The sequence below is a fragment of the Mesobacillus selenatarsenatis SF-1 genome (assembly GCF_000813125.1).
Classification (GTDB): domain Bacteria; phylum Bacillota; class Bacilli; order Bacillales; family Cytobacillaceae; genus Mesobacillus; species Mesobacillus selenatarsenatis.
In genome coordinates, this window is record NZ_BASE01000136.1 from 24,615 (window position 1) to 49,943 (window position 25,329).

A 25,329-nucleotide genomic window follows, 5' to 3' on the forward strand; every position below is an offset into this window, starting at 1 on the left:
TTTCTGTCTAGTTAAATAAGGAGGATTATCTTTGAATTTTATTGCCTGGATGATTGTTGCCTGTGAAATTGCGTTTTGGGTTGTTATTATTGTTGGACTGACAACCCGGTATATTTTTAAGAAAAACAAGCTCAGCATCTTTTTCTTTGCTTTGACACCGGTGATTGATCTGCTGTTGCTGGCTCTTACTAGTTATGATCTGTACCGCGGAGAAACGGCTACCATTGCACACGGGATCGCGGCCATTTATATAGGCGTTTCGGTTGCCTATGGAAAAAGTATGATCAGCTGGGCGGATTCACGTTTCCGTTATTATATTTTGAGGAAAGGAGAAAAGCCTGAACGTTTGAGGGGAAGGGAATTCTCACAGAATGAAAGGAAGAACCTTCTTCGCCATTACGCAGCATTCCTGATTGGCGGCAGCATGCTCGGGATGATCATTTTCCTGATCAAAGACCCTGCAAGGACAGAGAGCCTTTTCGCTGTCTTAAAAACGTGGGGATTTGTTCTCGCCATTGATACCGCGATAACAGCGAGCTACTTCATTTGGCCGAAAAAGGACAAAGCCACTAGAATTGGATGATATAAAAAGGGATATCAAACCGCAATGATTTGATATCCCTTATTTTATTGGTGTTGCGGGTTCTTCTAAAAATATAGAAAAAAGAAAAGTCACGAATAAAGTGCCTTTTCTTTTCGGAAGTACTCTATTTTGCATTTACATCGGGCTGATGAATGCCGAATATATTTCCTTCTGTATCTTTATAATATCCCTGCCACGCCATGCCAGGCAGAGCATATTTTGGCAATGCCACTACGCCGCCATTATCAAGAATTTTTGTTTCAGCCGCATCGTAATCTTCTACTCCCATTGTACATGCATAACCATTTAAAGCCTGGTTTGATTCCGGAGGAGGACCTTGTCTTTGCATTAAAGCACCGTTAATTCCAGGCTCATCTTCACCGCCAGTCACTGCTCCAAAATAAGGCATACCAGCAAATTCGCTATAATCCTCAAATGCCCATCCAAATACTTCACCATAAAAACTTTTAGCGCGGTCCATGTTATCTACATGTATTTCGAAATGTATTAATCTACCCATGATTACCTCCTGATTATAAAAACATAGTAAACACATCTTCTTGATGTATTTTCTACATAACTGTTGGGCACTCCTTCTCCATTATGGTATTAAATTGATGATTTATACATAAATGCTAAGTGCTGGAGATTACCCTTTGTTGGAGGACATGGGCATTTGCTGCGCCGTACAAATATACTGCGCCCAGCCCTTGTTTTTTCGGCAGGGAAGGTGTAGAAGGAAATCGTGAATAAAACTTGTAAATCTAAAATATATAAAGAATAAATGGATTTGGACAACAACTGCCATACGAATTTGGAACTATAAGGTGCTGATCTTTTGAATAGGAATAAGAATTTACAATTATTCATCTTTTTGCTCGTTTGTTTGCTTATAGTTCTAATTGTTCATGTTATCCTCCACACAAAAGTTTATGTAGTGTATAGTGCGAGTCTTGGGTCAGTCTTCATGATTGGACTAATTATCTTTCTGATTATATTTCTCTATTTAAATGGGTGAAAGAGAATTGAAGTGTTTCAATTTCGTATTCTAACGGACTATTTTTTAAAAGAATTTGTCAGGTAACGTATTTTTAATTCAAATGAACAGTTTTGATTCAGGGTTTTTAATTTCCACCCTTGAGTTGGTCGATATATTGCGAAAAGTGGTCGATAAAATTGAAAATCCGCCAATATATTGCAAAATGTGGCCGATATATTTAAATATAATTAAATCTGTAATTTGAAAGAAGTTAATTCCGGTGAGAAATCTACCTACATTCATTGTTTATTGGCGATTTCAAATTTTTATTGGCGATTTTCAAGATTTATTGGCGATAATCTAATTTTATTGGCGATAATGCGATGGATATTGGCGAAAATCAATTTTTATTGGCGACTTGGAAATTTTCGATGATTTTTTCCAGTTCCGATAAGAGGAAACTGGGTGTCCAAGCAATAGTAGGTTTTGGGACGGGAAAACCGTCCCTTTGTCTTTTATAAAGCTCCCAACTTAGTGGCTGATCTCGCCCCGGCCTTATTGGCAAACTCAGTATAATCCATCAATTCAGCTTCGTTTTTAGGAATCCCTCTGTCGTGAAAACAGGATAAGAGGGCAGCCATGAATGCGTCGCCGGCACCTGTTGTGTCCACTGCTACAACCGGAATTCCGGGGACGTGGCTCATCCTATTATTATGAACGGCGTATGCGCCTTCTTTTCCTTTTGTGATAAAAAGGAAAGGAATCTCCATTTTTGTTAGGTGTTCCAAACCTTTATTTTCCGTTAAAAACAGCAATTCATCTTCAGTCATTTTTACGATATCTGCCTGTTTAACAAAAGATAGGATTGTTTCTCGGCACTGATTCTCGCTTTCCCATCGTTTCAGCCTGATATTCGCATCAAAGGCTATTAGCATTTTTTCTTCTTTGGCATGTTGAAGTGCCTGCTCAGTTGTATTTCTTGCGATTGGATGAAAAAGAGTGCCGGACCCAAAGTAAAAGATTTTACTATTCTTAAACAGCTTTTTATCAAGTTCTTCCGAGGTAATCCACTCATCAGGAGTTTCGTTAACGTACGCATGAAAATAGCGTTCTCCATGCTGATTCAAGTGAATGTAAACCGAGCAGATTCTTTTATCTGAATGATAGGAACAAAAGGAAAGATCAATATTTTCCTTCGTTAACGCTTCCTCTACAAATTTACTTGTTTCATCCATTCCCAATTTGCATAAGTATGACGAGGGAATGCCATGTCTGCTAACCCCAACTGCTACATTAACAGTAGCTCCCCCTAATAATCGTTCATATGTTGAATTTGATGAATCTAATGCAATATAGTCAACTATTGCTTCACCTAGTGATATAATACCTAGCTTTTTCAATATGGAGCTCCTTTCGTCCATGTAAAGAACTGACATTTACGAATATTTTATCAGTTATTTCAGATGCTTGGGAAGCAGGGGGATACATCCTTGGGTAGAAACCCGAAACTGCAAAACAGGAATCTTCAATAAACATCAGGACATCCTACAACCAGGAGGGATGTTTTTTGAAGTTTCGATTGATTGTACTGCTAATTCTCATTAATTTTCTTTTATCAATGGCAGTAAGTGCAGAAGCCCCGCTCACGGCTGCGTTTATCCGTGATCATCAGCTATGGATCAAAACAGGGGAACAGGAAACTCAAATTACAAAGGGGCGGTATGTGTATTCTCCGAAATGGTCATATGATGGACGTTTCCTTGCCTATATCGATGGAGATGAACAAGGAGAAAAATCGGATTTATTCATTTATGATACGAAGGCAAAAGAAAGCTACCAGCCTTATGTAAGGGTTGAGACCTCTGACTTCAAATGGTCACCGGTAAAAAATCAATTAGCCTACAGTGATCATGGATTACTGAACGTGACAAAAGTGAAGGATGGCCGCCCGCAAGGTTTCGAGAATGTTGCACTGGGAGTAAGTGGATTCGAATGGTTTCCAAATGGCAAAGAATTCATCGTTTCCTCTCAATCCAGTTTGCGTCCTACCGGATGGGGACCAATCCCGCTTTATAAGGTTCCGGTCAATGCGAATCTTGCAAAGGAAAAAATGCAGAAATTCTATACGATCCAAACACATGAACCAGACTTGTTTGGTATTGATGCTGACTATTTTAAGTGGAGCCAGGATGGGAAATGGGTCAGTTTCATTCTGATTCCTACGGCTTCCTGGTCGATGGATAGCCAAACTTTATGTGTCCTGTCAAATCAAGGGGAACAATTCCAGGCAGTAGGCAAAATGCTCGGGTACGAAGACTGGTTCAAGTGGGCTCCTTCATCAAACCAGCTGGCCTATATCTCAGGTGAAGGAAGGTTTTTCGTTGAAAACAAGAAAACCAAAATTGCTGACATCCCAATTTTTAAGGAACAGAAGGAATACACACCAATGGGTTTCGTAGACCTTGATTTGGAATGGTACTCACAGGAACAAGTAATTGTTGCCCGTGCAAAAGAAAACAAGGAATGGACAGAAGGGCCAGTCCCCATGATGTACACGGCACTCTTTTCAGTCAATATTAAAACAGAGGAGCAAAAACAAATCACTTTTCCGAAGAAGAATGAACTTGATTTAGATCCACAAGTGGCTGGCCATCATCTTGGGTGGTTTCGGAAGGATCCAAATGATACCCAGGGCGATGTATGGGTGAAGGAAGGCTTGAGTGGGGATGAGTATAAATGGATTAAGAATGTTGATTCTGCTCCGGTGTTTTTTACTGTAAAAGAAAAGCAATGATAGGGACGAACTTGTCTTCAATTCCACTGCTAAAGGGAATCGGAGACAAGTCCTTATTGTTAGTGCGGAGTTCCCTCTACACAAAAAAGCAGCGAAGTACTTCGCCGCTTCAGTAATCAAGATGCTTGTTCTTTATCAGATACAGTATAAATCAAAGAATTTCCTACGCTTAGCAAGCTTTTTCGCAAATCCTTCTTGTCATTAAGAATAATGACACAAGTATCCTCAAACTCTCCGAGATTATTGATATATTTTTCATACAAAGCCTCTTCAGCTTCATCTAAATCTGTACTTTTCGGAAGTGACAGGTCGAGTCCCAATACATACTGTTTACGCTCTGGAATCGAAGTGAGTTGCTTTCGTACGAGATAAGCATTTGTAATTTCCCTGTACTGTGCAAGCTGGTTTATGCCTGCAAGTATCTCGCTGCTTTCTTTGTCATGAGTGATAAAGTGGTCTGCTGGCTGAATAAAATCGCACTCCTCATTGGAAGCTTCCACGTTTTCTTCCCACTTCTCCAGTTCATCTCTCGTATTTTCAAATAACTCGGTTTGTTCGGTTTCGTAATAGTATCCGCACAATAAGTCAAGCGCAGGCAGACGCAAGTCCCAGTCATAAGACATAGCAAGGTGGATCAATTGTACTCCTTTGTCCGCGGTGTCCCTAGATTCCAGATAGTGCTCTCCCAATGTTAACAGTGCCCCCGCGGTTCGTTGATCTTCAGAATGCTTTTCAGCAATCTCCTCATACAACGGTATAGCTGCTTCCAGACTATTGAATTCGACTGTCAAATAGGCTTTTTCCAACAGTTCTTCAAGGTTGGCAACTTGTTTGTTGGATAACTCCTCGAATCGCTGCTTTGATTCATTAAAGTTTTCAATTTCTTCTCTCCAGTTATCCTGATTGTAGTCGACCCACATTTTATTAAAGTCACTGATCACTCGACCTGGGAATGCAAAGAAATAATCTAGCGCAGTTTCCTGGGCTTTTTTAGGCAATTCGGCTTCTATACCCAGAGCAGAAAGTCTGTCCTTTAAACATGGATGAGTATCCGTCATATAACTTTCCTCAGCTAGCTGTTCATTGAAATATTCAGTTGCTTTTTGATCACTAATTGACTGGAACTTCTCAGTAAAATTCGAATATGGCTGAGGGACACTGTTGGTCTTTGCACATTCTTCAAACAGCTCGCTGTAGAAATCCCGGTAGTAATAGGGAGCTGCCACAGAGATCACAGTCAAGGCTTCGCCCATTGCTGGCGAGGATGTTGTTAAGGCTGCAGAACGGTCTGCATCGTATTCTTCCTGCCTGGCCATCGCAAATGTATAGGCATCAAACCTTGGATAAAACCACTGGAAGAACTTTTTGAAAATGAAAGTGCCGAATTGTTCGTTTTCCTCCAATGAATGCAATAGACGTCCCCAGCTCATTCTCAGACGGTATATTTTCGCGCCAAGAGCAGTGTCAGAATTAGAGATATGAGCAAGCTCATGGGCAAGGACTGCCGTAAATTGTTCCTGGGAAAGTGTTGATAGAAGCGGGATTCCGATTACCAGAACGTTCCGCTTTTTTCCGAACATCCCATATGCTGAAATTTGTGCGACTGATGCATTAAATTCACTATCCAGGACAATCGCATCGATTTGTGGTGTATTCAATCTAAGGCGCAAAGTATCAATCATTTCAAATAACTTAGGAGCTTCCTCCCTTTGCAGGTAATACCCATCAGGCATTTCCATCTTCACAATCAGGGCCTTGATAATGAAGAATGACAAGGTTCCTGTCAAAAGCAGAACTTTCACATTGCCAAAGGTAAAATTCCCATCAGCAATCATCACAATTGAAATGGCCATCAAAAATAAAAACAATGACAAAAATAATGCAACATAACCAAAACCAAGTCCAGTAAGCATAATGACCTTGAATCTGTAAAGCTTAGGGTTGGCAGATGCCTGCTTTTCAAGCTTGTTCACCAACGTTTCAAACTCTTGAACTGTCATTCTCATTCCCCTTTAATAAGTTGTCGATAGTATTATATCAGGGAGGAAGTAATTGCTAATAGATGTTTTTTATTGGAAAAAAGAAAGATTTTGCTATTAAAGAAATTAAACTGATTTTCGTGATTAATGAAGTTAATTTTCAATAGGAACTTGGGGATTATTCGAAGGTACAATAAGCGACCATTATACAGCTGTTTTTCATCGCATAAGGGTACGATTATCTAAGAAAGATACCCTTATGTAACTGTTTGGGCCCACATAAGGGTACGATTATCTAAGAAAGATACCCTTATGCAGCTGTATGAGCCCGCATAAGGGTACGATAACTGAAGAAAGATACCCTTATGCAGCCGTTTGTCATCACATAAGGGTACGAAAACCGAAGAAAGATACCCTTATGCAGCCGTTTTTCATCACATAAGGGTACGAAAACCGAAGAAAGATACCCTTATGCAGTTGTATGTCATCACATAAGGATACGAAAACCGAAGAAAGATACCCTTATGCAGCCGTTTTTCATCACATAAGGGTACGAAAAGCGAAGAAAGATACCCTTATGCAGTTGTATGTCATCACATAAGGATACTGGTATCTTTCGTTTATGTATTTCTAAGAACGGTAATGAATCCATCCAGAATTTGATGGCTTACTTTAAAGCCCTTACTTTTGTAAAAGTTCAGGGCGGCATCATTCCCGTTGGATACATAGATGAACTGGTCATGAATGCCGTCAAAGGAATCAAGCCATTTCTTTGATTCGTCATACAGTACCGACCCAATCCCCATGCTGCGGTATCCTTCTTTTATATAAAACTGCGAAAGGCAGCCGACATCATTTCCTTTTACGGAATCCATATCAAAGAAAGTAGCAAAAGCACTTGAATAAACTTCTTTTGGCGAAACATTGCTATACACGTATCCGACAATCTCATCGCTATCCATCGCGGCAATGATATGATTCGCTTTAGCGTTCTTAACAGAGGGGACCATTCTGGTTTCAAAACTCATGCCATCAAAGAGCTCCGGGCGAAAAGTGGCTAGTGATTTTTGATAGATCATCAACTCATTGCAAAGATCTTTTACCAGGCTAATCTGATCATCGGGAACAAGCTCATAACGGATTGGCATCATCCAACTTCCTTTCTAACAGGGTTCTTAATGGAATTATATCTCAATCCATCAATGCTTGATAACCAAAAAACAGCTTCCATTTGCTGATCCAATTTCATCTCCCAAGAGATCCAAGTGTCTCCCGAGCTGTTGGCCGGAGGGAACAAGCCGAGCTTGCTGGTCATAGAATGAACATGAAAAAATGGTGACCTGCCTGGAGGGAGAAGGAACAAGATGATGCGCAATGGAATGTATTCACAGGGAACACAAAGCGGACCAATGAATGTGGTGGTGGTTGAGCCGTATGTATATGCAGCTCTTCATAATCTTATCGGAAAAAGAGTGGTACTTGATACAACACGTGGTTCAGTCAGCGGAATAGTTATGGATGCAAAGCCAGACCATGTGGTGATAAAGGAGCATGACTCCGCATTTTTTGTAAGGATACGCGAAATCGTTTGGATCATGCCGGAGAATTAAAGTTATTTTGTAAAAAAGAAGCAAAGGGAGCACCCTTTGCTTCACTTTCTGGCAACTAAAAAATAGGCTGTGATCCAAGAAGTAATCGGGATCACAAGTGTTACGCCAATGCCGGCACAGAGGATGGTGATCATCTCTGCGCTGAAGATTTTCGAATTGATGATTTCTCCTGCTGAATAGGACAGGTCTTTGAACCAGATCAGCAGGGCGAGATAACTTCCGAAGAAGGCGAAAAATAACGTATTGGTGCTCGTTCCTAATATATCTCTGCCGATGCTTAGCCCTGATTTAAATAGATCCTGTCTGGTGATATCCCGGTTATGATAATGAATCTCGCGCATCGGGGAGGAAATCGCAATCGCCGCATCCGTGATCGCGCCAATCGTGCTCATGATGATGACCGATACGGCAATTTTAACGAAGTCGACGCCAATATGAAGGGAAAACATGCCAAGCTCCTGGATTTCTTCTTCACCAAAGCCCTGGATTCTTGCCCGATCCGCAATGATAAAAATAAACAAAAGCAGAACAATCGTTGAAATCAAAGTTGAAATGAAAGCAGTCTTTGTTGTACTGTTCACTTCGTTAATGTAGAACAGGTTGATGACGCTGATGAAAATACAGGCAACCAGCGTAATAATAATCGGATTTGCATTTGGGTCGTTCATGAAAATAATGGCGATGAAAATCACGATGAAATTGAAGAAGATTGCTAAAAAAGACCGAATGCCTTTGCCTCTTCCAATCAGGCCCATTAAGATGAATAAAATAGCAGCCAACACAACTAAAGCATTCATAATCTTGTCCTCTTTCTATTGATGAAAAAAATCGTAACATAGAGGCCGATTGGGATGGTCAAAACGATTCCAATCCCGCCTGCCAATGCCCGGGCCATTTCCAGCGAAAGGTTCATGGAAAGAGCAAAGCCCAATGGAGAGCCATTTTTAAAATAAAGGATCAGTATTGGGATCGAACCGCTGACATAGACGAAGAACAGAATATTCGTCATCGTTCCCATGATGTCTTTGCCGATTTCCATACCCGATTTGATAAGCGCCTTAACGGGTATGTTATTGTTCTTTTCGAACATATGGAACATAGAAGAAGACATCGTAATCGCGACATCCATGATAGCTCCAAGGGATCCAAGGAACAATCCTGCGAGAAACACCACATGATACGGCCGGGTTATAAATTGCAGTTCTTCGTAGCGCAGCCCTTTTTCCGAGGTAGCCCATAGGACCACCCAGACGATGAACAGGGAGGCGAAAGTCCCCAGGAGCGTTGCGATGATGGCAGCATAAGTTTTTTCATTAAAGCCATTCACGAGCAATAAAGAAATTACGGTAAAAAGAACTGCAGCGATACTGCAGATCATTAATAGGCTCCAGTTAGCGTTATTTAGATACACATCCAAAGCAAAGGAAAGCAAAAGGGCATTGATGACTAGGCTGACAATAGACAGCAGCCCTTGCTTCCTGCCGACAATCAATAACACAAGAACAAACACCCATGCCACATACATAAGGTATTTATCTCGTTTCACGTCTTTGATGGTACCCTGTAATTCTCCTGTATCCGCTCTGGTCGAATCAATATCGACGAATAGTTCGTCCCCAACTTCGAATTCATGGTCATACGCTTTGGAAGTAGAGAATTCATTCACCAGATGAATGAGCTTGCCCTTCTCTTCGCCATTTTTTATTTCGGCAGTTAACTGCTGAGTGTATAGATGGTCTATATTATCGAGTGGATGTATCACTTCTGTCTTTTCAACGACTTCTGTCTCCAGTACTTTCACAATCGTGCGATCGTACAGGAAATGATTGTTATGGACAAAGACAATGGTCGCCACAATGAATAGGACAAAAAGGGATAGGAAAAGCAATTGCTTCTTTATAAGTAGCTTGCTGAATGGATTCAAGATAGGCCTCCGCGGTTGGAAAAATAAAAAACACCTTCGTTGACTGAAGATGTGCATTGGTGAGATTACGGTTTATTGATCGATTGATTATGTCGCCAATAGTCATGGCATTATAATCACATGTGATCAGTCAAAGTTATCTTATCAGTAATGATTTTGGTAAGTCAAACAGAACAAGGGCTGCCAGATTTTACGAGCATATCCGGCTTCAACAATTAAACTTGATAAGGAAAGAAAAAAAGAAATCCTCAGCAATTTTCGATGTGCTGGTGCTATTGCCATAAGTATTGCTTTCGGATTCCCCAATTGGACATAAGAGCTGTCCGAAGTCAGTGCTTCCTAAACAGCCTGAAAAAAATCAGGACCAAAATGATTGCGGACAGGACATAGGCAGTCGTGCTGACTGTTGGGTGGGAGGCAGCGTTTTTCACGCCGATTCCGATAAAGGCCCAGACGAATACGAGCGGATATATACGATCCTCATTTTTTCGGTGAAAATAAACAGCCAGGAGTGTGGCGACCACGAGCATGATCAGTGTCCAGGCGACATCCGAAAGACCGAATCCATTCCAACTGATATCCTTCAAGTAATAGCTGATATTGGCAATGGTGGCGACGCTGATCCAGCCGAGGTAGACAGAGAATGGAAGAAGATCCCACAATGAAGGGTCTTCATTTTTGATGAGATGATAAAGCCTGATGAGGGTCAACAGCAAACCAATCATCACAATTACCGTAAGCAGGAAAAACTCGTAATGCCATAAAAGGATCCAGGCGATATTAAGGACAGAGCTTAGTACATATAGCGGAGTGGCCTTTTGATAAACCGGCAAATTCCTCCTTGAAGCGGGAAACTGCCTGATTGTCCAAATAAACAATAAGAAATAAATCAATCCCCATATCCCAAAAACATATCCAGCGGGAGTAAACAACACATCCAGTCTATTTGAAATTTCCCCCGTCGTCTGCCCGTTGATCGGAAGGATATTCGCAAGCGCATTAACCAGCACCACGAGCATCGTGGCAATCAGATTCAAGAAAAAACGTCCCATTCTTATCCCATCCTTCATATTAGTAGTTTATTCATATTATTCCTCTTCACAAAAGTGCATAACTACATTTAGCCACTTGGGCAGGAGATAAACATTTTGATGTGTTTGGTTAAGGAAGCCCTCATACCTTCTATTTAATATGATGCTGGGTTTGGAAGGGTTATTAAGAACCACCCCCTTGCCCCATTATATTCCATATATAAGTCTCAAGACTGATTATAAGTTAAAGCCACAGCCGGTTAAAGGAAGCGGGGAAGTGCCTTATGATTAATCTATAATCAATTGGAGGCGAAATAAAATGAAAAAAGTGCTCGGTTTTGGTTTGGCGGCATTATCGGCTGTTTTAATACTATCAGGATGTAATAACACGATTATGGCTAATAACGAAAGTGATGGTGAGATCGTTGTTGAAAAGGATGTAGCAAAAGAGCTTGAGGTTGTTTTGAATTTTGGTGCCGGGAAAATGGATGTTGCGGGCGGTGCAGAGGAATGGGTGAATGGTAAAGCGATCTATGAACCTGAAAAAATGAAACCTGAAGTCTCGTATGATCTGAACGGGAAAGTCGGCAAAGTGGAGATTGCTCAGCCAGACCATTTTAAATTCGGGAAGATGAAGAATGAATGGGACCTGAAAATCAACGAAGATATTCCGGTGGACCTTATCGTAAATGCAGGAGCATCAGACACCGATCTGGACTTGAATGGAATTCAACTTTCCAATCTTGAAGTGAACGCAGGTGTTGGTGATATAACCGTGGATCTCGGAGGAGATTGGCAAGAAAGCTTTGATGTCCGTATTTCATCGGGAGTAGGTAAGATGACCGTGATCCTTCCAAAAGATACAGGGGTAAGAGTACATGCACAAAAAGGCATAGGCTCCTCATCCTTTGAAAACTTAATTTCAAAAGGAGACGGCGTGTATGTAAATGAAGCCTACGAAGATGCAAAAGTGAAAATTGACTTAGATGCAGACTTAGGTGTGGGCGAAGTAACATTTAAAACGGAAAAATAAATTGCTTAAAAGGGACGGTCAGCGTTTCATAATTCGTAAAGAATTATGTGACTGCGGATCCGTCCCTTTGTCATTGTTTTGGATTTTTATGGTAAAATTTATGTGAGGAGGGATAATGTTGCGATTTAAGGTATTTAGAATCATACATATAGTTATGATGGGGATTATCACGATACCAATCAGTATTTTCATGGCAGCAGGGGCAATTGGGGAAAACTTTGTTGATGCCTATTTTGTTGACCCTGGATTCCTTGTGTTTATTTTAATATGGCTAGTTGGTGCTGTTCTTTCTTTCACCAAAAAGGGTGCGAAGTTTGGGTTGATCATCAGTGCATTGCCGCCAATACTTTTCCTGGGGATTATTACTTATACAGTTATTAGCGGCTTTTTTATTTGATTTGTTCTGGCGAGACAACGAATAAATATTAACGTTCAGGGCTTTCGGGCTCTGGGCGTTTTTTTTATAAAAGTCAGGATTGGTAAGGTCTCAATCCTTTTTAATCAAACGTTTGATTAAGAAAAATCTACTGGTTATATTTTTAAAAATAATAATGTATCATTTACAATACTGTACGTCATACACTATACTGAAGATAGGAGTTGATACAATGAGCAATGTGAATGAAATGGTCGATAAATTGCTACAGGAATTGCGCAGGGGTACGATTACGATTGCTGTATTGAGCCAACTTGAAAAACCTCAGTATGGATATTCACTCGTAACAATACTGGCGGAAAAAGGGGTTCAAGTGGAGGCAGGAACTTTATATCCATTGCTTAGAAGGCTGGAAAAGCAGGGATTGCTGATTAGTGAATGGGATACAAATGAAGCGCGTCCCCGGAAATTTTACTTGCTGAGTGCTCTTGGAAAAGACGTTTATATAAAGCTGCTGGATGAATGGAAGAAGATGGCCTCAAGTATGGAGGGGCTGATTAATGGGGGAGGAACTGAACATGGAGATGATTGAAAAGTATATTTATGCTGTAACCCACAGGCTTCCGCAGTCTCAAAGAGCCGATATCGCGTTGGAATTGAGGGGCTTGATTGAAGATATGCTTGGGGAAAGGACAAATGGCCGTCCTACTTCCCAAGAGGATGTGGAAAGTGTCCTGCTTGAGCTGGGAAACCCGAAGGACTTAGCTGAAAAGTACCGCGGGTCAAAAAGGTATTTGATCGGACCAGAACTCTTTCATCCCTATATAACTGTACTGAAGATTGTCTTCTTTGCTTTACTGGTCGCCATGAGTGTCGTGTTCATGATTGAATCCATGATTGAACCACGCTCAGTAGTTGAACATATTTTCGGATATGTTACGTCAGTCGTCAGCGCCAGCATGCAGGCGTTCGTTTGGATAACAGTCGGATTTGCGATTGCTCAATATAAAGGGGTCGCACCAAAAGCAGGAATCGCTGAAGAAAGTGAAAAATGGTCACTGTCAGATCTTCCACCGGTTCCTGATCAGAAAAAACAGATTAAACGTGGCGAAGCAATCACTGGAATTGTTTTTTCAATCCTATTCCTTGTCTTCCTCTACTCTTCCAACCACGTATTTGGAGTCATGATGTTTGATGATGGCGAACTAGTAAACGTTATTCCGTTTCTAAATAGAGAGCGCATAGAACAATTCATCAACATCATTTATGTCATCACGGTGATTGGGATTTTAAAAGAAGGACTAAAGCTGATCACCGGAAAATGGACGAAAAAACTAGCATTGTATAATTTGATTTTGAATGCAGTCACCTTGATACTTGTAGCATACTTATTTAAAGACCAGGCCATTTGGAACCCCAACTTTATGCAAGAGTTGAACCAGGTGAGCCAAGCCAATTTAAACCAGGATACGTACGAGTTGATAAAAACCATATGGATGCAATCCAAAGCATGGGTCGTCATTGTGTTTACGATTGTTTTGATCATCGATACAATATCCGGATTTTATAAAGCATATTTGAAATGAAGCGGGGACGTTGCTTCTTAAAATGAAACCTTTTCAGAGTAAAAGCGTAACATTAGATAGGGTCCAACGCTGAATTCTCTGGGAGGTGCATTGTGGCTGCAACGATTTTTTTTACCATGGTTATTATGGTTCCGATCTATGCCTTGTTGATTTGGACTTATTATGAACCTGAAGAAAGTATCTTGTTTGGGAGCCGCTGGATGTATAAAGAGGAACCGGAAATATCAAGCAAAGCTGTCCGTTATACAAGGTTCGTATCGATTGCTTCGATGATTGCCATCCCTTTTGCTGTCGTGAGTCTCATCTTGGAAATCTATGTCCTTCGATTAGTATTAGTGGTCATTCCAATCGTGTTTATCTTCGGGGGACTCAAAATATTCACTGATGATAGAGATCAGTAAACCGGCGTGATCCTGGGAGGATTTGCGCCTTTTTTGTTGTATCTAATCAAGTAAGGAATTGAACATACAGGAGGAGAGGACAATGCCATTACATGCTGGAGATATCATAACGTTTGAACGGACTTTTACAGTCAGGGATGTAGAAATATTTACAGAGATATCCGGTGACGAGGGAATCCATCATTTAACGCCGGATGAACAGGGCAGGCTTGTTGTCCAGGGGTTGTTGACAGCCACGCTGCCGACTAAAGTAGGCGGAGACCACAATGTGCTCGCCCGGAATATGACCTACGAGTTCCTGCGACCTGTTTTTACAGGTGATACCATCATTTGTGAGGTAAAAATTGAAAAATACGAAAAACAGGAAAAGAATCGAACGGCCATTAGGGCGACCTTTATTTGCACCAATCAGAATAAAAAAGAAGTGCTGACTGGGGAGTTTTCTGGAGTGATTCTATAAGTCTTACAATTTATTCTTACTTTTAACAAGAAAGACAAGGTGGACAAGATGGAAGGTTCTATTAAAATAGAGAAAATGCACTCAGATGATTGGGAAGCGGTACGAGCAATCTACCTCGAAGGGATCGCTACCGGACATGCAACTTTCCAAAAAGAAGCTCCCTCCTGGGAAGAATGGGATTCCGGTCATAATGCAGAATGTAGGATTGTCGCGCGTATAGAAGAGGAAGTTGTGGGCTGGGCTGCGTTAAGTCCTGTATCAACCAGGAGTGTATATGCGGGTGTTGGAGAAGTCAGTGTGTATGTCAGTCCAAAACATAATGGAAAAGGGATTGGCAGCTTGCTTTTAAAATCCTTGATTGAATTAAGTGAGCAGAATGGCTTTTGGACATTACAATCTAGCATTTTTCCAGAAAACACAGGCAGTATTAGATTACATAAAAAGCATGGCTTCAGAGAAATGGGACGGAGGGAGCGTATAGGAAAAATGGATGGGGTATGGCGTGATACGATTCTGTTGGAAAGAAGAAGTAGGTTAGTGGGCGACCAATAAATATTGATTTTTTACTTATTATATTTCAATCTGATAACAATTCCTTAAAAACTTCCCTTTTAATCCGAAGAATGTGATAATATGACGGACAAGTTAAGTGAAAGGGGATTATTTTTTTATGATAAAGCGCATTTTAACAGGAATTCTTTTATTGAGCGTGGCTGTCCTTGTGCTTGGCGCATGCAGCAATGATAGCTCAAAAGGGAATACTGAGAAAGAAAATAAAGAAGATATGGTTGCTACAGTAGATGGAAAAGGGATTTCAAAAAAGGATTATGAGAAAGAGCTGGACGTCCTGAAAGCAACTTACGAACAACAGGGCATGCCGGTGGATCAGATGGACGATAAGCAGAAGGAAGGACTGGAAAAGTCGGTTCTGGATCAAATGATCAATGCAGAGCTGCTTCTCCAGAAAGCTGAGAAGGACGGCATCTCGATTGAAGATAAAGAAGTCGATACAGAGTTGGAAAAGATCAAAACCAACTTTGAAGATGAAAAACAGTTCGAAGACACACTAAAGAAGAACGAAATGACTGAAAAAGAGCTTAAGGCCCAGCTTAAAAAGCAAATGACGGTCAATAAATATCTGGACGGCAAGATCGGAAAGCTAGAAGCAACCGACGAAGAAATCCAGGCCATGTATGATCAATATAAACAGATGGCCGAAATGCAAGAACAAAAGCCGGAAGATCTTGAGAAGGTAAAACCACAGCTCGAGCAACAAGTTCTCTCAGAAAAAGAAAATGAGAAAATCAGCAAGCTGGTAGAAGACCTCCGCAAAGATAATGAAGATAAAATTAAAATCATTGAGGCATAGGAAGAGTTCGCACGGCGGATAAATTAAAGTGCAAGAAAGAGGGGATAGACATTTGTCTATCCCCTTTTACATCTCGTTATCCACTATTGTTGACATGAATCTCTTACGATACTTCGCTTTGTTGAGCAGTTGTTCAATATCTTTCAGAATGGAATGGCGTTCGTTTTGGTTTTGGGCATTCATTAATTGTAACTTCAAATGTTTTAATTTCACTTGTTCTTCTGTAGAAAGATTGCTTTGCATTCGTGAATCCTCCTTTAGATTAAAAATATTAATACTAGAATAAATGGAGAATATTAAGAAGATGCAGGTGATATATTAAGGCTTTTTTAAGAAGAATTAACAGGTTGCGATTGATTTAAGATAATATTTCATTGTGTAAACTATTCCATACGCATAAAGAAAAGCCTGAACTCGATGAATCAGGCTTTTCCTTCTAGGCTGAACTGTTTGGTAATTCCGGATAATGACTCAGCGAGGCTATTCAGCTTCATACCGATTTCATCGGTGGCTCCCATTTGTTCGACTTGAACCTCGCTTGCTAAAAGCATTTCTTCTGCGCTTGCGAGGGTTTCCTGTGAAACGGACAGGAAGCTGTCGGCTCCCTCAGCTAATTGCGGGAGCGTGTTTTCAAGGTTTTCCAGTTCACCTTGCATAGAGTGGAGCTTGGTGCTCACGACGGAAATCCCGTTCATCAATTCGTCGAAGGAAGTTTGTGAGCTGCTGGCCATTGAAAGATTTGTTTTGATTTTCGAATGCATCTCATCAAATTCTGCTGTTGCACCAACTGTAATTTTCTCCATTTTACCAATGGCCTTGGTGATTTCCTCGGCCGTTTTCGCAGATTGTTCAGCGAGGCTGCCGACTTCATTAGCGACAACAGCAAAGCCTTTACCAGCTTCCCCGGCGCGTGCTGCTTCAATCGAGGCATTGAGCGCAAGCAGTTTTGTCTGGTCGGCAATCGCTTTTACCATGCCAACCAGCTTCGTGATCGAATGCGAATATTCTTTTACCTGATAGACTGTATTGGCTAATTGTTTGAAATCTCTTTCAAAAGAGTGAATCATTGTGATTAATTCGCGTAGGGTTTCTTCGCCATTCACGGCTGATGCATTCATTGTTGCCGAACTGCTGAACACACTGTCCATATTCTTTACCATGGCTTCAATCATATCTTTCATATCTGTAAAACTTCGAACACTTGTCTCTGAGCTGGCTGCGGTTTGTTGTGCTCCTGTTTTCACGAGATGGATTGCGGCTACGAGCTGCTGACTGCTTGCCAGTGAGCTTTGAGATGAATCCTTCAGTTCATTGCCTGTATTGCCTAACTCTTTTGTCGTTGCAGTCAGTTCCGTAACCATTTTCATCATCTGCTCAATCATGCTGTTGTAGCTTTTTTGCAAGGAGTTGATTTCCGGAATAGAGGTATCTATGTCAGGAGCACTTTGCAGATGACCATCACGTACCTTTTTCATTGTGTTTCTAAGCTCGTTCAAAGGTTTCGTCAGTTTTTTGACAAACAGGCTGATCATAATCGTTGAAGCTAATAGACTGATCAAGATGACAATGATTGTAAAATAGGCCATTTCATTAACAGGCCCCATATATGTACTGGTCGGTATCACGATAACATAAATTCCGTTGATTTCTTTCATTTCATTAAAAGCAATCGTATAGTCTTGTCCATTGAATCCAGAATGGATCACTCCGTTCTTGGACTGTTGGATGGATTTAATCTGGTTGGCAGAAAAATTATACTCTGATTTCTTGCTTACATTGAAGGGAACAGCTTTTTCATCACTAATATAAAAGAAGTCAGATGCAATTCCTTCATCCTTAAGCTTATTCTGCTGTGAGCGGACATTAGCTTCCAGCTGCTGCCTGAAGTATTCTTCGTCACTGACATAAACAAATTTCAAATTCTCGGCTATGTATCCTATTAATTGTGCTTCTCTTTCAAGGCGGTGCTCGACCGTTTCCACAGCCATATTCCTCGCTTTCATATACGAGCTGACACCCACGGTGACAACCGAAACCATCAAAAGAGAGATAAATAAGAGCAGCAGGCGAGTGCCCAGGGTGAAAGATGAAAGCCTGGTTGTAAACTTCAAAATCATTACCTCCAATTATGATACTATCGACCTATTAAATTCAGTATACAGAGACTATGTAAATTGAATGTTAAGGTATTGTAAGGTTTATTTTGGAAAATTTCTTGCTTGTCCCGACAATCCCGATATACCTCCATATTTCCCCCTGAGACATCCTCATCCATGATTAGCCTCATATAATGGGCCTTATCTTTAAAATGTTACCGCTTCCATTCACTATCTCGGCCATATGCTCACGAATGGCAGGATATCCCTTGAAACTGATTTTGAGGATGTTACCATTAATAACGTTGGCAAAAGACGAACGGTATACGAACACTTTTTGAATGAGGTGCTAGTTCCTTCTAATGCAGACGGATTTACAAGGAGGTATTGGATGTTAGAGCAAGACAAGAAGATAAAAAGAGTTGTAATTAAGATTGGCAGCAGTTCGCTGACAAGTATGCACGGGGAAATCAGCCGCCGGAAGCTTGAGAACCTGGCGAACCAGATTGTTGCCTTGAAGGATGCGGGCTATGAAACAGCGGTAGTTTCATCTGGCGCTGTGGCTGCTGGGTACCGCAAGCTTGGCTGCATTCAGCGGCCGACTTCATTGCCTGAAAAGCAGGCAGCCGCCTCAATCGGCCAGGGCCTGTTGATGGAATCTTATTCAGAACTGTTTTTATCTCACGGGTATGTGGCTTCTCAAATCTTGATCACGAGAAGCGATTTCGCAAATGAAAATCGCTACAACAACATGAAAAATACATTGAACGTCTTGTTGGAGAGAGGAATCATCCCGATCATCAATGAAAATGACACAGTGACGGTTGATCGCCTACGTTTTGGCGACAATGATACATTGTCAGCGAAAGTGGCCGCGTTGATTGAGGCAGACCAGCTGATCATTCTTTCCGATATCGACGGATTGTATGACGATAATCCGAACAACAACCCAGACGCTAAGTTGCTTGATAAGGTCCATGAAATCACTCCTGAAATCGAAGCAGCAGCAGGCGGCTCCGGAAGCGCAGTCGGTACCGGTGGGATGAAATCGAAAATCTCCGCTGTAAAAATTGCGATGGCATCCGGTATCGATTCGTTTTTAGGGAAGGCCGACAGCAAGGACATTCTGGTAAAAGCAGTGAGCGGATCAGCAAAAGGAACATATTTCAACCAGGATCCTGAAGGCTTCAACCTCGACAACAATCAGCAATGGATCGCCTTCCATTCCGGACCTGAGGGTGAAGTCATTATCAGTCCAGAATCAAAGAAGGCAGTTATCGAGGATCGGAAAAATATCCTTCCATCTGACATCCTTCATGTAAAAGGAAGGTTCAGCGAGGGAGCGGTTGTCCGAGTGATGGATGAAAACGGAGAAGAAATCGGACTCGGAAGAATCAACTATTCTAGCGGAAAATTGGAAGAGACACTTATTGAAGAAGAATGTGAAACAAAAGAAGCGATCGAACAGGACACATTTGTATGTTCACGTGATTTTGCAATGCCGGTATCAGTCTAAAAATATACAGGAGGCGTTTTGATGACATTGACAATGACTCAAACAACGACAGTAGAGGAACAAGCGATTGCAGCGAAAAAGGCAGCGAAAAAGCTAAGCATTCTATCAACTGAAGAAAAAAATGAGGCACTACTTATCCTGGCTGACGCATTGGATAACAATTATGAAGCAATTTTAGCAGAGAACGAAAAGGATTTGATGAACGGAAGGGAAAAGGGCTTCGAGGATGCATTCATGGATCGCCTGGCACTTAGCCGCGAGCGAATCGCAGACTTTGCACAAGGGTTGCGCCAAGTGGCAGAGCATGCAGATCCAGTCGGCGACGTCCTTTCAGATTGGACGCTGGAAAATGGACTCAATGTAAAAGAAATCCGCGTTCCGCTCGGCGTTATCGGGATGATTTACGAGGCACGCCCGAATGTAACTGTCGATGCAGCAGGATTGGCACTCAAATCAGGAAACGCTATTATTTTAAAAGGCGGGTCCTCCGCACTGTCCTCTAACAAAGCCATCGTCGACATCATGCATCAGGCACTTGAAAACACAAAGGTGCCGAAGGAGGCAATCCAGTTCATCGCCACAGCAGACCGCGAAGCAACACAGCAGCTGTTCACGATGAAAGAGCACATCGACGTCCTGATTCCACGCGGAGGCGGAGCTTTGATTAAGGCAGTCGTCGAAAACGCCACTGTACCAGTGTTAGAAACGGGAGTAGGCAACTGCCACCTGTATGTGGACGAGGAAGCTGACACCGAAAAAGCAGTCAACATCATGATCAACGCCAAAACAGACCGTCCGGCAGTCTGCAACGCAGCCGAAACACTTGTTGTCCATCAGGCATGGCTTGAGAAGAACAAAGAACAGCTTGCTGTAGCATTCCAGGAGAGTGGGATTACTGTACATGGTGATGAGTTGGCAGCCGCTTCACTGCCAAACGTAGTACCTGCAACGGAACCCGACTGGGCCGACGAATACCTGAGCCTAGACATCGCCGTAAAGGTAGTTAGTGATATCGATGAAGCCATCGAGCACATCGACCAGTATGGCACAAAACATTCAGAAGCTATTATTACGGAGAACGAAAACAACGCCAGGAAGTTCCTGCAGCTAGTAGATGCAGCAGCGGTCTACCATAACGCATCCACTAGATTCACAGATGGCGGAGCGTTAGGATTTGGGGCAGAGATTGGGATTTCTACGCAGAAGCTGCACGCCAGAGGGCCAATGGGACTGCCAGCATTGACTACTCGCAAGTATGTTATGGTTGGGGATGGATTGGTTAGATAATTCATTTGCTATTTATATAGAAGAGAAGAAGGCTTTCCTTATCGATAGTGATGGGGAGGGCCTTCTTTTGATGTAGGAAAGTGATGAAAAGGTAAGATTAGTACTCTTATGGTGAGGGAAGTGATCGCATAAGGATACGATAAGCGCGAAAAGGTACCCTTATGAGAAGGGAGAAGGTCACATAAGGGTACGATTAGCAAGTATCGAGAGATAGGGTGGTTCCGGCGTCTCGGCAACTGTAAAAAAGTCATATTTATTAGGGGGCAGAACCGCTCTGTGTCTTAAAAGGTTGAAACTTTTATAAGAATGTATCGTAAAACATTAGAGGTGACTTTTAATGATTGAACTATTAGTATTCTTCGTTTTGTTATTACTTACAGTACTTGCTCGATATATCGTGTTTGGTGCATTCGAGCCTTTGATGTTTGCGGTAATTATGTTGCTACCAGTAGGCTCACTTGCTATTTATCTGATCAGTAAAAGATTCGCAGAAAAAGAGCGTGCTTATCAGCCGAATAATATCGAGGGCTGGTCATTTTACAATATCCAAAAATCATTACCCATTCAGAAACCTCTTTTTAAAGGGAACGCTCAAAGAGGATACATAAAACGGTACTTTCAGCAGAAATGGAAATATATTTTTGGGGATCTTCTCGGTTTTAACTGGAACCTTTCATTAGAAATTAAAATAGACAATGATTTATACGATGTTCAATGGTATCGAGAAAAATGGTTCACCCAGCAGGATCAATGGAGAATCTATAAAAATGGAAAACTCATTGGTAAAGCTCAAACACAATTAAATCTGAAAAATACACTGAAATTAAATGAAGCGATTGAGTATAGTATCTTTGAAACTACTTTTGTATCTTCTGCCATAACGATCACATCAACCATTTCACTAATCCAAGACGAAGTGTTGCTCGGCACAATGAAACGGAATCATATCATCAGCAATGTACAAGTATTAGAAGTACAAGAAGAAAAACCAGAATACATTGTCGCACTGATCCTTCATTCCTATTTTTTCAAAAGTAAATAAAAGACATAGAGACAGAGACATATCTCACTAACTTTTACGACAAGGAATCACGCAGGCACGAGGCTTCTCGTTTGACTATTTCGGTTCCTGAATGAGACACTTCACGTCTCTGTGTCTCACAAGTTATCCAAAAATAATGAGGGTGCCAAGCTTGGGAAACCCTCTAATCTAACTTTAATCACTTTAGGATATCTCTATTTTTTTACCTCTTTGGGAACATCCACAAAAAAGCCATTTAGGAATGATTGAAAATTTGTTTTAGGAGTGTCATTGAAAGGAAGAAGGTCTGCATCCAAATCGTCTTTCACTTTCAAATCTGCCACTTCGTTATTAATCCTCTCCATTTTCAAATCCAACTCAGCAGCTGAAATGGCTGCGTCCTTCAAATCTTTTTTGATCCTTTCAGGTATTTCCTTATCATATTTATAGTATATTTTATGCTCTAGACTCGCCCAGAAATCCATGGCGATGGTTCGTATCTGCAGTTCGACAAACACCATTTCTACTCGGTCGGACATGAAAACCGGGATTTTGATAATAAGATGGAGACTCTGATAACCGTTGGGTTTTGGCTGTTTGATGTAATCCTTCCGTTCAACCAATTCTATATCTCTTTGCTTTTCAATCATCTGGCTTATTTTATAAACATCCGTGATGAATGGACAAATGATTCGGATGCCCGCAATGTCTTTTATATTGTCCCTGATGGATTCTATCGATAGGCCAAGGTTCTTCCTGATCATTTTTTTTACGATACTCTCGGGAGATTTTAGCCTTGAATTACAATGTTCTATTGGATTGTAATCGTGGATATGAATAAATTCTTCTTTTAAAATATTGATCTTAGTATTCATTTCATCCAGTGCAAATTTATAAATCAAAGAAAACCTTTTTAGGTCGTTTCTCATTTCTTTGGGATTGATTCTGTACTGCTGAGTCAATTCTTCCATTTGTGGGCTTCTCCTTGTGGTTGGTTGGGTCTCTCCGTATCACAGCCCATTCAATATTGGGTGGGAGTGTAACATAGGGGAGGCTGCCATTTCTGCTTAAAAACTTCTCTGTGCAAAATGGTGATTGAAAAAGTCAACTCTCCATCGGTCGTAAGTGTTGCATTTTCCATTGCAGCCACTGAAACTTACGAACTTTTCTCGGAAGGAATTGCCGGATTTCCTCGTCGTTATAACCAACTTGAAGCTTCTTGTTTTCCACGATTAAAGGACTTTTCAGTAACCGGGGGTGTTGATGGATCAATTCCAGTAATTCAAGCAAAGAAAGGTTATCAAAGTCTATATTCATGGTTCTATAAGGAAGGGATCTCTTAGAGAGAATGTCATCGGTACCATCAGTGGTCAATTGTAATAGTTCCTGAAGCTCATGAACCGTTAAAGGTTCCTCCATCATATCCCTTTCCACGAAAGGAATCTGGTTGTTTACCATCCATTTTCTAGCTTTCTTGGTTGACCTGCATCCTAATCCATATATCATTACAGTCATTAACCTACACCTCCGTACTGATCAGTTATTTTGCTTGTAGATACCTTGTTTTAGTAAGCTCATGCTAAGTTTAAAGGATTCCATTGCCTCATCATCAGATAAGCCCTTTACTGTTTTTTCAATCAGGTTGTTAAAGGCCAGTGCAGAGACCATTTTAAAGATATGTAACAGCTCTTTTTCGGCAGTTGAATTCAGGTAGTCTCTATTAATCAATTTCCCAACCTTCTTGAATTCCTGGTTATCCAAATAGGTATCCCAGATACTTGTAAAGGAGCTTTCTACTCTATGTGTTGTGTAGAGCAGGGCATTCTTTAAAAATTGCTTCTCTTCCTCGTCTGATAACGCAAGTAAAAAGTAATTTTGAAGCTCAATCACAGCTTCAATTAAGTCACCCTGATGTTTGGCCAGTAGGCCGCTGAAATAGATTTTGCCCTTTTTTAATTTATCTTCTAATAAATAGAAATATAAATCATCCTTGTCCTCGAAATATTGATAAAAGCTGCCTCGAGATATACCAGCTGTTTTAATGATATTTGCTATTGAAGCTTCAAATAAAGGAGCCCTTGTAAACTCCATTTCTGCTGATTCCAGCAGATTTTTCCGTTTTTGCTCTGACAAATTAAAAAACGTTTGCTTTGGCATAGTGATCACCTCAGTTTAGAGATATGACACCGTGTCATATTATAGTTTTATAATATATGACACACTGTCACATGTCAATGTCGAATGTGACAGTGTGTCATATTTGATGCTGTGATGAGACACTGAGAGAGTTCTGACGTCTTTATTCCACATATCCCAAAAGTCTTGTAAAATTGGAATGGAGAAGACAAGGACCAAGATCAACCGTAAAGTGGTGAGGATGATTCAACAGTTACTTTTATTTCAACGTATCATTGATTATATAGAGGATCATATAAAAGAGGAGCTTAGTGCTGATAAGCTGGCAAGAATGGTTGGGTATTCTCCTTATCATTTTTCGCGGATTTTTCAGAAGCAGACGGGTTATACATTAATGGATTACGTCGTGAAAAGGAAGCTCCAGTTTGCATTGTATGAGTTAGTGAATGGGAAAAAGATCATCGAAATTGCCATGGATTATGGGTTTGAAACACATGCTGGCTTCACGAAAGCGTTCAAGAAGTGTTTTGGAAGTCCTCCGAGTCTGTATAAGGAGCATTGTCCGACATCGCTGCCTCAAAAACTGGATCTGATGAGCCTTCATGAAAAGAACACGGGTGGCATTGTCCTGCAGCCGCAAATTGTCCGGCGAAGCGCTTTTAATGTGGCCGGGAAAATCTTCAGTATTGAGAATTTCCCTTCTGACAGAAATGTGCCAGCCTTCTGGGAGCAGGAAGGTTTGACAGACGGTTCGATTGAAACTTACTTATACAAAGAGCTGTCGCCGAAAAAGCATGGTGAGTATTGTATCAATTTGAGCCGCAGTCTTGATGAAGACAGGTGTAGTTATATGTTTGCTGTAGACTATGATGATGAAAAAGGCTTACCGGATGGAGTGACCGCGACAGAAATCCCCGAGGCTGTCTATGCTATTTTCCGGACGCCTTTGGTAGAGGTTGGACAATTCGCTTCGGCAATCAAAGGGACGTGGAGGTACATACTGGAGGATTGGTTTCCGCACTCAGCCTATGAAGTGGATGAAGCGGGCTTTGATTTTGAGTTTTATGACGAGCATTGCCATTACTGGGATTTTAAAAAAGTCTATATGGAAATTCATATCCCAATCAAAGAAAAATCTCGAGAATGAC

The 25,329-nt window shown here is 41.2% G+C and carries 26 protein-coding genes and 1 pseudogene; 15 read left to right on the forward strand and 12 right to left on the reverse strand.

The window, feature by feature from the left end:
* Positions 1 to 31 precede the first annotated feature (31 nt).
* Positions 32 to 583, forward strand: a complete 552-nt coding sequence (locus TY49_RS23250; protein WP_041968261.1) for a hypothetical protein — start codon at positions 32 to 34, stop codon at positions 581 to 583.
* Positions 584 to 707: 124 nt separating this feature from the next.
* Here TY49_RS23250 and TY49_RS23255 read toward each other — a convergent pair whose 3' ends face one another.
* Positions 708 to 1,103, reverse strand: a complete 396-nt coding sequence (locus TY49_RS23255) for a VOC family protein (RefSeq protein WP_041968262.1) — start codon at positions 1,101 to 1,103, stop codon at positions 708 to 710.
* A 974-nt stretch (positions 1,104 to 2,077) separates the two neighbouring features.
* Entirely contained in the window at positions 2,078 to 2,962 is an 885-nt protein-coding gene (locus TY49_RS23265; RefSeq protein ID WP_052442278.1) for a carbohydrate kinase family protein, read from the reverse strand.
* A 218-nt stretch (positions 2,963 to 3,180) separates the two neighbouring features.
* Here TY49_RS23265 and TY49_RS23270 point away from each other — a divergent pair, with 218 nt between their 5' ends.
* Positions 3,181 to 4,356: a translocation protein TolB gene (locus TY49_RS23270; protein ID WP_439646193.1), complete on the forward strand. Its 1,176-nt coding sequence runs from the start codon at positions 3,181 to 3,183 to the stop codon at positions 4,354 to 4,356.
* A 116-nt stretch (positions 4,357 to 4,472) separates the two neighbouring features.
* On the opposite strand, the gene TY49_RS23275 is transcribed toward TY49_RS23270, so the two are convergent.
* Positions 4,473 to 6,356, reverse strand: a complete 1,884-nt coding sequence (locus tag TY49_RS23275) for a M48 family metallopeptidase (RefSeq protein WP_041968265.1) — start codon at positions 6,354 to 6,356, stop codon at positions 4,473 to 4,475.
* 599 nt (positions 6,357 to 6,955) lie between these two features.
* The gene (locus TY49_RS23280; RefSeq protein ID WP_232310516.1) at positions 6,956 to 7,486 is read right to left on the reverse strand and encodes a GNAT family N-acetyltransferase; all 531 of its coding nucleotides are present in this window, start codon (positions 7,484 to 7,486) and stop codon (positions 6,956 to 6,958) included.
* Positions 7,487 to 7,699: 213 nt separating this feature from the next.
* On the opposite strand from TY49_RS23280, the gene TY49_RS23285 reads away from it, so the two are divergent.
* On the forward strand, positions 7,700 to 7,945 hold the full coding sequence (locus TY49_RS23285; RefSeq protein WP_041968267.1) for a YuzF family protein: 246 nt from the start codon (positions 7,700 to 7,702) through the stop codon (positions 7,943 to 7,945).
* Between the two features lie 41 nt (positions 7,946 to 7,986).
* Here the strand turns inward: TY49_RS23285 and TY49_RS23290 are convergent, their stop codons facing one another.
* From TY49_RS23290 to TY49_RS23300, 3 genes are all read right to left on the reverse strand, one after another.
* Positions 7,987 to 8,742 (reverse strand): YibE/F family protein, encoded by a 756-nt coding sequence (locus tag TY49_RS23290; RefSeq protein WP_041968268.1) that lies wholly within the window; start codon positions 8,740 to 8,742, stop codon positions 7,987 to 7,989.
* Positions 8,739 to 9,872, reverse strand: coding sequence for a YibE/F family protein (locus tag TY49_RS23295; protein WP_232310518.1), 1,134 nt, complete (start codon positions 9,870 to 9,872; stop codon positions 8,739 to 8,741). Before TY49_RS23295 ends, TY49_RS23290 begins: the two co-directional genes overlap by 4 nt.
* A 326-nt stretch (positions 9,873 to 10,198) precedes the next feature.
* Positions 10,199 to 10,921, reverse strand: coding sequence for a TspO/MBR family protein (locus TY49_RS23300; protein WP_041968270.1), 723 nt, complete (start codon positions 10,919 to 10,921; stop codon positions 10,199 to 10,201).
* 298 nt (positions 10,922 to 11,219) lie between these two features.
* Here TY49_RS23300 and TY49_RS23305 point away from each other — a divergent pair, with 298 nt between their 5' ends.
* From TY49_RS23305 to TY49_RS23340, 8 genes are all read left to right on the forward strand, one after another.
* Entirely contained in the window at positions 11,220 to 11,933 is a 714-nt protein-coding gene (locus TY49_RS23305) for a toast rack family protein (protein ID WP_041968271.1), read from the forward strand.
* Between the two features lie 115 nt (positions 11,934 to 12,048).
* Positions 12,049 to 12,330 carry a hypothetical protein gene (locus tag TY49_RS23310; protein WP_156972760.1) on the forward strand — a complete coding sequence of 94 codons (282 nt, stop codon included), beginning with the start codon at positions 12,049 to 12,051 and terminating at the stop codon, positions 12,328 to 12,330.
* A gap of 211 nt (positions 12,331 to 12,541) precedes the next feature.
* A complete protein-coding gene (locus TY49_RS23315) occupies positions 12,542 to 12,901 on the forward strand; it encodes a PadR family transcriptional regulator (RefSeq protein ID WP_041968273.1) in 360 nt (119 codons plus the stop codon).
* Entirely contained in the window at positions 12,888 to 13,895 is a 1,008-nt protein-coding gene (locus TY49_RS23320; RefSeq protein ID WP_041968274.1) for an HAAS signaling domain-containing protein, read from the forward strand. The genes TY49_RS23315 and TY49_RS23320 overlap by 14 nt, the downstream gene beginning before the upstream one ends.
* 92 nt (positions 13,896 to 13,987) lie before the next feature.
* A complete protein-coding gene (locus TY49_RS23325) occupies positions 13,988 to 14,296 on the forward strand; it encodes a hypothetical protein (RefSeq protein WP_052442279.1) in 309 nt (102 codons plus the stop codon).
* A gap of 82 nt (positions 14,297 to 14,378) precedes the next feature.
* On the forward strand, positions 14,379 to 14,756 hold the full coding sequence (locus TY49_RS23330) for a hotdog domain-containing protein (protein WP_041968275.1): 378 nt from the start codon (positions 14,379 to 14,381) through the stop codon (positions 14,754 to 14,756).
* A 48-nt stretch (positions 14,757 to 14,804) separates the two neighbouring features.
* A complete protein-coding gene (locus TY49_RS23335; protein ID WP_041968276.1) occupies positions 14,805 to 15,308 on the forward strand; it encodes a GNAT family N-acetyltransferase in 504 nt (167 codons plus the stop codon).
* Positions 15,309 to 15,426: 118 nt separating this feature from the next.
* A complete protein-coding gene (locus TY49_RS23340; protein WP_041968277.1) occupies positions 15,427 to 16,125 on the forward strand; it encodes a SurA N-terminal domain-containing protein in 699 nt (232 codons plus the stop codon).
* A 66-nt stretch (positions 16,126 to 16,191) separates the two neighbouring features.
* Here the strand turns inward: TY49_RS23340 and TY49_RS24855 are convergent, their stop codons facing one another.
* Together TY49_RS24855 and TY49_RS23345 are read right to left on the reverse strand one after the other, a co-directional pair.
* Complete coding sequence (locus TY49_RS24855; RefSeq protein ID WP_156972761.1) at positions 16,192 to 16,368, reverse strand: hypothetical protein; 177 nt, start codon at positions 16,366 to 16,368, stop codon at positions 16,192 to 16,194.
* A 179-nt stretch (positions 16,369 to 16,547) separates the two neighbouring features.
* Positions 16,548 to 18,242 carry a methyl-accepting chemotaxis protein gene (locus TY49_RS23345; protein ID WP_041968278.1) on the reverse strand — a complete coding sequence of 565 codons (1,695 nt, stop codon included), beginning with the start codon at positions 18,240 to 18,242 and terminating at the stop codon, positions 16,548 to 16,550.
* Positions 18,243 to 18,612: 370 nt separating this feature from the next.
* Here TY49_RS23345 and proB point away from each other — a divergent pair, with 370 nt between their 5' ends.
* The 3 genes and pseudogenes from proB (at position 18,613) to TY49_RS23360 (ending at position 22,066) form a co-directional block, all read left to right on the forward strand.
* The gene (proB, locus tag TY49_RS23350) at positions 18,613 to 19,737 is read left to right on the forward strand and encodes a glutamate 5-kinase (RefSeq protein ID WP_041968279.1); all 1,125 of its coding nucleotides are present in this window, start codon (positions 18,613 to 18,615) and stop codon (positions 19,735 to 19,737) included.
* A gap of 15 nt (positions 19,738 to 19,752) precedes the next feature.
* Positions 19,753 to 21,024 (forward strand): annotated as a pseudogene (locus tag TY49_RS23355) (glutamate-5-semialdehyde dehydrogenase); the annotation flags it as partial.
* 337 nt (positions 21,025 to 21,361) lie between these two features.
* A complete protein-coding gene (locus tag TY49_RS23360; protein WP_041968280.1) occupies positions 21,362 to 22,066 on the forward strand; it encodes a hypothetical protein in 705 nt (234 codons plus the stop codon).
* 194 nt (positions 22,067 to 22,260) lie between these two features.
* On the opposite strand, the gene TY49_RS23365 is transcribed toward TY49_RS23360, so the two are convergent.
* The 3 genes from TY49_RS23365 to TY49_RS23375 form a co-directional block, all read right to left on the reverse strand.
* Positions 22,261 to 23,016, reverse strand: coding sequence for a GTP pyrophosphokinase (locus TY49_RS23365; protein ID WP_041968281.1), 756 nt, complete (start codon positions 23,014 to 23,016; stop codon positions 22,261 to 22,263).
* Between the two features lie 133 nt (positions 23,017 to 23,149).
* Positions 23,150 to 23,560: a Spx/MgsR family RNA polymerase-binding regulatory protein gene (locus TY49_RS23370; RefSeq protein WP_041968282.1), complete on the reverse strand. Its 411-nt coding sequence runs from the start codon at positions 23,558 to 23,560 to the stop codon at positions 23,150 to 23,152.
* A 21-nt stretch (positions 23,561 to 23,581) separates the two neighbouring features.
* Positions 23,582 to 24,202, reverse strand: coding sequence for a TetR/AcrR family transcriptional regulator (locus TY49_RS23375; RefSeq protein ID WP_041968283.1), 621 nt, complete (start codon positions 24,200 to 24,202; stop codon positions 23,582 to 23,584).
* Between the two features lie 220 nt (positions 24,203 to 24,422).
* On the opposite strand from TY49_RS23375, the gene TY49_RS23380 reads away from it, so the two are divergent.
* Positions 24,423 to 25,328: an AraC family transcriptional regulator gene (locus tag TY49_RS23380; RefSeq protein WP_041968284.1), complete on the forward strand. Its 906-nt coding sequence runs from the start codon at positions 24,423 to 24,425 to the stop codon at positions 25,326 to 25,328.
* Position 25,329 lies beyond the last annotated feature (1 nt).